Here is an 8,429-nt window from a genome sequence, read left to right as displayed (position 1 = left end):
GCCAGTCGATCGGCCAGCTGCTCCAGGCCCGGGCAGGGCCCGGGCCAGCTGCCCGGCGCTCCAGCCCAGCAGCGGCGAGGCGGCGAGCAGGCGCTGGCGGCCGGGGTGTCCCGGATCGGCGAGGGCATCGAGCAGCCGCTGCAGGGCCGCTGCCGCTTCGCTGGCGAACACATCGCCACGGCTCAACAGTCGGCTGGGCAGCCGCCGCTGCTCGAGGGCATGGCGCAGCTGCTCGGCCTGGGTGTGGGTGGACACCAGCAGGCACAGATCGCCGGGGTTGAGGGGCCGCTCGCTCCTGCCGGCGGGAGTGGGGGTACGGAGCAGCAGCTGCCGCTGCAGCAGGTGCAGGCAGAGGCCCGCCACCAGGCCCGGCAGCTGCTCCTCGTCGTCGAGGGGCAGCAGCTGGAGCGGCGATTCACCCGGCTCCAGGTGCAGCTCCCCCTTCTCCGCCCTGGCCAGCACCGCTGGCACCGGCAGCTGGGACAGCACCAGGCCGGGCTCCATCAGCCGGTTGAGCGCTGCCACCAGCCCAGCGGAGGAGCGGCGGTTCTCACGCAGCCCGTGGATCGCATCGGCCCGCAGGCTCGCCTGGCGGTAGGTGGCGAGCTCGCCGCCGCGGAAACGGTAGATGGCCTGCTTGGGATCCCCCACCATCACGAGCAGGTGATGGGCCTTCTCGCCCCGGGGTGCCACGAAGGCACGCTCCAGGATGCGCCACTGGATCGGATCGGTGTCCTGGAACTCATCGATCAGCGCCACCCGGTAGCGGCGCCCCACGGCGGCCAGCAGGGCCTGGTGGCGATCGCCCTGGGGCCCGGGATCGAGCGCCTTCAGCAGATCGCCGAAGCCCATCCGGCCGCTGGCGGCGCGGCGCCGCGTCAGTTCGCGGCGACCCTGGTGCAGGGCGTGGCCGAGCAGCAGTTCGGCCGGCCCATCCACCAGGGCGGCGATGGCCTCCAGCAGCGGCCGCTCCGGCAGCGAGACGCCCTCGCCATCCAAGCCGGCGGCCACCTTGGTGAAGGGACCGGGGTGGAAGTACTCCCGCAGGAGCGATTGGTCCAGCACCTCCCGGTAGCTGGGCACCGCGCCGGCCTGCTCGAAGCCATCGATCCAGGCGGTGAGCTCCGCCACCCGATCGCGGCTGGGTCGGGCCGCATAGGGGCTCACGGAGCTGGCGCCACGGGCCCGCAGGTCGGCGGCGGCGTGGCGGAAGGCCTCCTCCAGGGTCGCTCCCCGTTCGGCCCATGCCGATCGGAAGCCGTGCCAGCGTCGCTCCAGTTCGGCGGGCAGCTGCTCCGCCAGCGGCCGGTCGGCGGAGCACCCCGCCGGCAGAGGATCCAGTTCCAGGGCGGGATCGTCATCCAGCCGAGCCAGCAGCCGCTCCAGCAGCTCCGGTGTGAGGCCCTGCCCCTCCAGGCCCGCCAGCAGCCCGGCGGGAAGGGCCAGCACCTGCCGCTGCCAGTAGTCGTGGACCACCTGGCTGGCGCGTTCCCCGTCGTCGCGCTCCAGCTCCAGCGCTGGACCGAGGCCGGCCTCCAGGGCCTGGCGCTGCAGGGTGCGGCGGCAGAAGCCGTGGATGGTGGTGATGTCGGCACGATCCAGGGCCTCCAGCGCCAGCAGCAGCTGCCCCCGCAGGCGCCGTTGCGCCACCGGCTCGTCGGACTGGGCCTCGCGCCAGGCGAGCAGCACCCCGTCGGTCGCGGGGGCGTCGCTCTCCAGAGCTGCCAGGCCCTGCTGCAGCCGCAGGGCGATGCGGTCGCGCAGTTCGGCTGCGGCCGCCTCGGTGAACGTCACCACGAGCAATCCGTCCAGGGGCAGGGGATCGACCGGCTGTGTCACCAGCCGCAGCACCAGGTGGGCCAGGGCGAAGGTCTTGCCGGTGCCGGCGCTGGCCTCCAGCAGCCGCACCCCCGGCTCCAGGCAGAAGCCGTTGGGGTCAAACTCCAGCAGCGGCCTGCTCATCGCCGTCGGCCTCCGCCCTGCTCCGTGCTGCGACGCTCCAAGACGGGCTGCAGCAGCTCCAGCGCCGCCGCGCAGCAGGGTTCGTCGAGCAGCTCGCGGGTGGTGAGCTGGGCTCCGAAGCACAGCGCCATCACCTCGTCCTCCCGTTCCGCGGACCTGCCGAAACCCCCTTCCCAGGCTCCGATGGCCGCCTTCAGGCCGCTGCCCGGCCTGTGCAGCTCCGCCTCAGCCCAGGCCCAGCCCGTGCGCGGCGGTACCGGCCAGCAGCTCTGGCGGTGGCGCTCCCGCAGCTGCCGCAGCTGCTCCAGCCTGACGGTCGCCTCGGCGGGAGGGAGCGGTTGCTGGGTTTCCAGGATGCGGAAGCTGGCATCGTCGCGGGCCACCAGCACGGCGCGGCTGGGTCGCTGCCCGGCCGCGCAGGCCAGCAGCAGTGCCAGCCACAGCTCCAGCCGATGGCCCGGCCCGGCCTTGGCGGTGTGGGCCACCACGAGCTGCTCACCACGCCAGGGCAGCTGCGCTTCCAGGCCCCCAGCCGTTGCGGCCTCCAGGCGCTCCTCCCCCAAGCCCGCCAGGACCGCCGCCAGGGAGCTGAATCGCCCGCTCAGCCGGCTGGCTTCCAGGGCCCCGGCCGCTCCGGGGGGGAGCCTTCCCCGACCGCGCTGCTCCACCAGCCAGTCGGGTGCCGCCTCCGGCTGCCCCCGGGGCGTCTGCAGGGCCTCGCGCAGCAACCGGGCTCGCTCCCGCTCCTCCAGGGCGAGCGGTTCGAGATCGAGCACCTGCCGGCCCCATTCCTTCGGCCGCAGGCCCAGGCTCTCCAGCCACACCTCCTGGGGGGCCCGAAGCCACGCCAGCAGGTCGGCATGGCAGGCCGCCGGGCTGGTCGCCCGGGTGATGGCGGGCTCGGGGCTCGTCGTGGTGGCGCCGGCGGCCAGAGGCCGGGGCGGCCGGGGCTGCCGATCCTCCAGCAGGCGGCGCGCCTGCAGCAGGCGGCGGTCGCAGCAGATCGGCGGCCAGTGCTCCTCCGGCAGGAAGTTGCGTCGCTCCAGCGGATTGGCGGCCGGCTCCCGCACCAGCCGCCCCATCGCCTGCTTGCCCAGATCCTGCTCCAGCAGGTCCAGCCACTGGCGCACCGGAGTGCTGGGCATCAGGGACTCGCCGGTGCGGTTGTCGCGGTTGCTCCAGGTGATCAGCAGGTGCTGGCGCGCCGAGAGCAGGCTCTCGAGCAGCACGTAGCGATCCTGATCGGCCGGGCTGGGATCGCCAAGCCTCCGCTGGCGCTCCATCAGGTGAAAGCCGGGTCGCTCGGGCTGGCGCGGGAAGGCTTCGCCATCCAGCCCCATCAGCACGATCACCCGGTGAGGAATGGCCCGCATCGGTTCCAGGCCGCTGATCGTGAGCGCTCCGGAGCGGTGGCCGAAGCGGCCGCTGTCGGCCGACAGCCGTTCCCCCAGAACCTCCGCCACCACGGGAGCGGGCAGCTGCAGGGCGCTGTCGCCCGTCACGGCTTGCCAGTCGGCCAGGGCGGCCTGGATCGCCGGCAGTTCCCAGGCTCGCTCGCCGCCGTCGCCGAACAGCTCGCCCAGCAGCGAGCGCAGCAACGCGACCCACCGCGCCGGCGAGCGAGCGGTCTCCAGCTGCTCGAGGCTGCGTTGCAGCCCCAGCAGCAGGGCCAGCCAGCGCGACTGATGTTCGAGGCTGGTGCCCATCGCCAGGGCGCCGTATCGCCCGGCGCCAGACCCGGCCGCTCCGGCAGCACCAGCCCCAGCACCAGCCGGTCGATCGCCCACCCGAGGCTGTGGCTGGGATCGCCGCCGCGGGCACGCCCATCCAGACCCCAGCGGAAGCCGGCCTCCTGCAGCAGGGCCGTGATCGCCCCGACCTCGCCGGGGTCGATGCCGTGGCGGGTGAGCAGTGGTGCGCAGGCCAGCAGTTCCTCCAGGCTCGAGGCCGTGAGCCGCTCGCCGCCAAGCCTCAGCAGACCCAGCAGCCCCTGGGTGATGCCGGGGTCACTCTGCTGGCTGCGGTCTGTGAGCCGCCAGGGCAGTCCCACCCCGGTGGCGCCGCCGTCACCGAACACCGCCGCCACCAGGGGTGCGAAGGCGTCCACCTCGGGGGTCATCACCAGCACGTCGCGGGGGGCCAGGCTGGGATCGGCCGCCATCAGCTGCAGCACCCGGTCACGCACGATCTGCACCTGCCGCAGGCGACCCGGACAGGCCAGGAACTCGAGGGAGTGATCCCCCGGCCGGAGCGTGAGGCCGCAGCGCTGGCCGGGATCCACCATCTGCTCCTGGAGCTGCTCAAGAAGGCTTGGAGCGCGTCCGGCGTTCTCCGCCGCTGTGGCCGGGGCGAGAAACAGATCGCCCTCCTGCCAGTGGCCGAGCTGGGCCGATCCCGTGCCCTCCAGCAGCTGCTGGAATTCCGCCCCCAGCCGGCCGAAGCGCGCCTCCAGCCGTGGCACGTCGAGCAACCAGTCCTCCCCCAGGGGCGTGGCGGCGGCCTGGTCGCGGCGGCGCCACAGCTCGCGGCAGGGGGTGAGGATGTAGAGCTCGACCTCCACGAGGCCGGAGAGGGCCTGCAGCAGCTCCACCAGCGGCGGAGCCAGGCTGCTCAGGCCGAAGAGGCGCAGGGGATCGGGCAGCGGCAGGCGATTCCCCTCGGCCGCGGCCTGCTTCAGCCGCTCGATCGCGGCCTGGACCCGCAGGCCGAATGGCGGCCGCTCCAGCCGTTCGGCGAGTTGCCGGAACAGCAGTGGTTGCCAGTGCTGTTCCTGGGGCAGCGGCTGTCCGGCCCCGTCAAGGGCCTGGCCCCTGAGCCAGGCCGCCAGCATCTCCGGCCGGTAGAGCGTGTAGTCGTCGAAGGCGTCGGCGATCGCCCGGCCGAGCTGCCAGAGAGGCTGATCCAGCTGCCAGGCATCCTCTCGCTTCGGTCCGTCCGGCGACCCCCNACCTGCTCTGGCGCCGCGCTGGGCCAGCCACTGGCGCAGCAGCCCGGCCTGCGGCTGCCCGATCAGTTCCTGCAGTTGCTCGAGCACAGGCCACACCAGCTCCCGGGCCCGCCAGGGATCGTGGCTTTGTGGAGGCGGCGGTGCACCCTCCTCATCGCTCAGCAGCTGATCCACCAGCTCCCGCAGATGACTGCCCGGGAAGGGGAAGCGGAGATTGGCCGCCACGCCATCGGCGCAGCGGGCGTCGGGATCCCCCAGACCCAGGGCGAGCTGCTCGCCGAGCCAGCGGCTCGTGGGCCAGGTGTTGACCACCACCTGCACCTGATCCAGGGGCTCAGGGGGGCTAAGGCGCAGCTGGCAGGCCAGCAGTTGGGCCAGCCATTCGGCCCGGTTGCTGCGGTAGACCGTCAGCAAGGCCGCTCAGGGCAGGCAGCCGGCGAGCTGCTGGGTGAAGCCGCTGCTGTCATGGGCGCGCCGACCGGCAACCGAACACACCGCATCGCTTTCCGGGCAATAGGCCGAGAGCTCGCCGCCGTAGCAGGCGCCGGTGTCGACCATCACGATCACGATCCCGCCGCGACGGCGCACGCCGGACCCGGGGGTGTGGCCGATCACCACGGTGCCGAACCGACCGTCGTAGGCATTCCAGAAGGGTCGCCGGATGGTGAGATCCGGCTGCCAGGTGGCGGGATCGAAGCCCGCGTGGGTGGCCACCAGCCTTGGCCCCGGTAGGTGAGCGGCAGCTGTTCGAGACGCTCCAGCCATCGGCGGCAGAGCCGGTCACCGAGCTGGCGGTAGGTGTCGCAGCCGGCAAGGGCCTGCTGGGCCATCCAGTTGCCCTGATGCAGACCCCGCACCAGATCGGCCTCGTGGTTGCCCTGGAGCCACACGGCCCGGCCACTGGCCACCAGGGTCCAGGCCAGCTCCATGGTTTCGAGAATGCGTGGACCGCGGTTGATCACATCGCCGCAGAGCACCACGCGGTCATCCCCCGGTAGTCGGGCCAGAAGCTCGCGGAGGGAATCGGCACAGCCGTGAACGTCTCCAATCACCCAATGGCGGCTGGGACGTGAGAGGGACGTCATCGGTCCGTCGCGTTGCACCCAGTCTTGCCTTTCGATGCGGGGCTTGTCAGCCCCGCGGCCACGATCGCGCTGGTACGGTCATGGCAACGGCCCGGCGAGCGGCATGGATCTTCAGTCGCTGCCGGTGGGTCAGCGGATCAACGCCCTGGTGAAAGCGCTCAATGGCGCCAAGCGCACCAACGAGGCCCTGGCCCGCTGCCGCAACGGCGAAGAGATGCTCGACGTGCTGCTCGACGCCTCCGCCAAGCTGGGCCTCGGCCTGACGCGCGAGCAGCTGGCCAGCACCCCGCCGATCCGCGACTGGGTGTGGTGGAAGAACAAGGAAGCGGTGTTCACCATCGGTGACAACAAACCCCGCTACCAGCAGGACGGTGGCCAGGGCCAGCAGCCGTCGGGGGAACGGCGACGGTTTCTGGGGCTGTTCTGAGCGGCCTTCCCTCCGTCAGTGCCGATCCGGGGGTGAGTCGCTAGCCCGCGAGGCTGGCGAGCGGGTCGGCGATTGCGCCGGGCACCTCGACGCTGCCCTTGGCCACGAATTCCAGCCGCAGCTTCAGGAAGGTGATGAAGGTCTCGTCGGTGGAGACCACCGCCGCGGCGGGACGGGGCACGCTGGCCGCCACGGCGGCCAGTTCGGCGGCTTCGAGAAAGGCCGGCCGGCGCACCAGCCAGAAATCGATCGCCTTGCCCGTTTCGCCGTAATGGCGCGTCCGCTCCCTGAGCACTTCCTCGAGCGGCTCCTCCTCGGTGAGGAAGGCCTCGCTGGCGGCCACGAAGTGATAGGTGGTCATGGGCGGGTGCTGCCGAAGAGGGGATCGCGGCGCGGATTCTGAACCAGCGCCTTCATCTCCCGCACCGCCTGCTCCAGGCCCACGGCCAGGGCGCGGGCCACGATCGTGTGGCCGATGTTGAGCTCCTCCATCCCCTCGATCGCCGCCACCGGTTCCACGTTCTGATAGGTGAGGCCGTGACCGGCGTTCACCCGCAGGCCGAGGCTGCGGGCGATGAAGCTGCCTTCGCTCAGCCGGGCCAACTCGTCGGGCTGGGCGCTCCAGGCCGCCTCGGCGTAGCTGCCCGTGTGCAGCTCCACCCAGCTGGCACCGGTGGCGGCACTGGCCTCCAGCTGGGGTGTGTCGGCATCGACGAACAGGCTGACGCCGATGCCGTCGTCCTGGAGCCGGCCCACCAGGCTCCGCAGGGTGTCCAGCTGGCCGGCCACGTCGAGTCCACCCTCGGTGGTCACCTCCTCGCGCCGCTCCGGCACCAGGGTCACCATGTCGGGCCGGAGCCGTCGCGCGATCGCCGCCATCTCGGGCGTGGCGGCCATCTCCAGGTTGAGGCGGCTGCGCACCGTGGCCCTCAGCAGCTCCACGTCGCGATCCTGAATGTGGCGCCGGTCCTCGCGCAGGTGCACGGTGATGCCGTCGGCTCCGCCCAGCTCGGCCAGCAGGGCGTAGGTGACCGGGTCGGGCTCCACGGTGCGGCGGGCCTGGCGCACATTGGCGATGTGATCGATGTTGACCCCGAGGCTGGCCATGGCGGCGGGCTAGCTGCGCGGATCCTATGGAGCGACCCCGCCTGCGCCGCTCCGCCAACTGCCCCGGTTGGCAGGCGCGAGCAGCCCGCGCTTCCTAGCGTTCAGTGCTGTGAGAACTCCCGTGCTGTTGGGGTCGCCCTCGACCCGATCGATCCCTGCCGCGGCGGACCGGGCTGATCTGGCGCGGCGGCAGCGCGGTCTCGGTACCGGCATCAGCCCCTGGCTGGCGCCGCTGGCCATGCTGGTCACCCAGGACCTGGCCCTGCCGACCTATTTCCGCCGCATCACCGTCCTCGGGGCGGAACGGTTGCCGCGGTCAGGTCCGGTGCTGCTGGCTCCCACCCACAAGGCCCGCTGGGATGCGCTGGTGCTGCCCCACGCTGCCGGCCGTCGCGTCACCGGCCGCGATTGCCGGTTCATGGTCACCGTGGACGAGATGCGCGGCCTGCAGGGCTGGTTGCTGCATCGCCTGGGCTGTTTTCCTGTGGACCAGTCCCGCCCCTCGCTGCTCAGCCTGCGCTACGCCCTCGACCTGCTGACCGCAGGCGAACAGCTGGTGGTGTTTCCTGAAGGTCAGATCCGCCGCAGACATGCCGCTGCTGGCGACGCCCTGCGGCTCCATCAGGGACTGGCCCGACTGGCGCTGATGGCTGCCAGCAAGGGCGTGCTGGTGCCGGTCTTCCCGGTGGGCATCGCCTACGGCCATGCCTGGCCGCGGCCGTTTGACACGGCCGCGGTGAGTTTCGGTGAGCCGCTCACGATCGAGCCCCCACCCGAGGGCCAGGGCCGCCGCACCGCCGTCGACTTCACCCACCGACTGGCGGCGGCGATGGCCGCCGAGGAGCACCGGGCCCGCCAGGCCCTGTCAGGACGGGTCGTTCCGGGAGGCCAGCCCTAGAGT

At 72.3% G+C, this 8,429-nt stretch carries 7 protein-coding genes and 1 pseudogene; 2 read left to right on the top strand and 6 right to left on the bottom strand.

The genetic code is table 11. From position 1 onward, the window contains the following. From SYNGFB01_RS01395 to SYNGFB01_RS01385, 4 genes and pseudogenes are all read right to left on the bottom strand, one after another. Positions 1-1,962 (bottom strand): exodeoxyribonuclease V subunit beta (locus SYNGFB01_RS01395; protein ID WP_048016608.1); only part of this gene is annotated, 1,962 nt, incomplete at its 3' end. After that, entirely contained in the window at positions 1,959-3,560 is a 1,602-nt protein-coding gene (locus tag SYNGFB01_RS15820; RefSeq protein ID WP_369795441.1) for a hypothetical protein, read from the bottom strand. The genes SYNGFB01_RS01395 and SYNGFB01_RS15820, both read right to left, overlap by 4 nt. Then, a complete protein-coding gene (locus SYNGFB01_RS01390; RefSeq protein WP_369795440.1) occupies positions 3,461-5,323 on the bottom strand; it encodes an exodeoxyribonuclease V subunit gamma in 1,863 nt (620 codons plus the stop codon). Before SYNGFB01_RS01390 ends, SYNGFB01_RS15820 begins: the two co-directional genes overlap by 100 nt. A gap of 6 nt (positions 5,324-5,329) precedes the next feature. Beyond that, positions 5,330-5,994: pseudogene (locus SYNGFB01_RS01385) on the bottom strand (metallophosphoesterase). Between the two features lie 103 nt (positions 5,995-6,097). Between SYNGFB01_RS01385 and SYNGFB01_RS01380 the strand changes: the two are divergent. After that, the gene (locus SYNGFB01_RS01380) at positions 6,098-6,421 is read left to right on the top strand and encodes a hypothetical protein (protein WP_048016607.1); all 324 of its coding nucleotides are present in this window, start codon (positions 6,098-6,100) and stop codon (positions 6,419-6,421) included. Positions 6,422-6,461: 40 nt separating this feature from the next. Here SYNGFB01_RS01380 and SYNGFB01_RS01375 read toward each other — a convergent pair whose 3' ends face one another. After that, the gene (locus SYNGFB01_RS01375; RefSeq protein WP_048016606.1) at positions 6,462-6,782 is read right to left on the bottom strand and encodes an MgPME-cyclase complex family protein; all 321 of its coding nucleotides are present in this window, start codon (positions 6,780-6,782) and stop codon (positions 6,462-6,464) included. Further along, entirely contained in the window at positions 6,779-7,528 is a 750-nt protein-coding gene (locus SYNGFB01_RS01370; RefSeq protein WP_048016605.1) for a pyridoxine 5'-phosphate synthase, read from the bottom strand. Before SYNGFB01_RS01370 ends, SYNGFB01_RS01375 begins: the two co-directional genes overlap by 4 nt. A gap of 121 nt (positions 7,529-7,649) precedes the next feature. Here SYNGFB01_RS01370 and SYNGFB01_RS01365 point away from each other — a divergent pair, with 121 nt between their 5' ends. Then, positions 7,650-8,426, top strand: coding sequence for a 1-acyl-sn-glycerol-3-phosphate acyltransferase (locus SYNGFB01_RS01365; RefSeq protein WP_235299846.1), 777 nt, complete (start codon positions 7,650-7,652; stop codon positions 8,424-8,426). Positions 8,427-8,429: the final 3 nt, after the last annotated feature.

The sequence above is a fragment of the Synechococcus sp. GFB01 genome, from assembly GCF_001039265.1.
In the GTDB taxonomy this organism is placed as follows: domain Bacteria; phylum Cyanobacteriota; class Cyanobacteriia; order PCC-6307; family Cyanobiaceae; genus NIES-981.
This window is presented reverse-complemented; position numbering and strand designations above follow the sequence as displayed.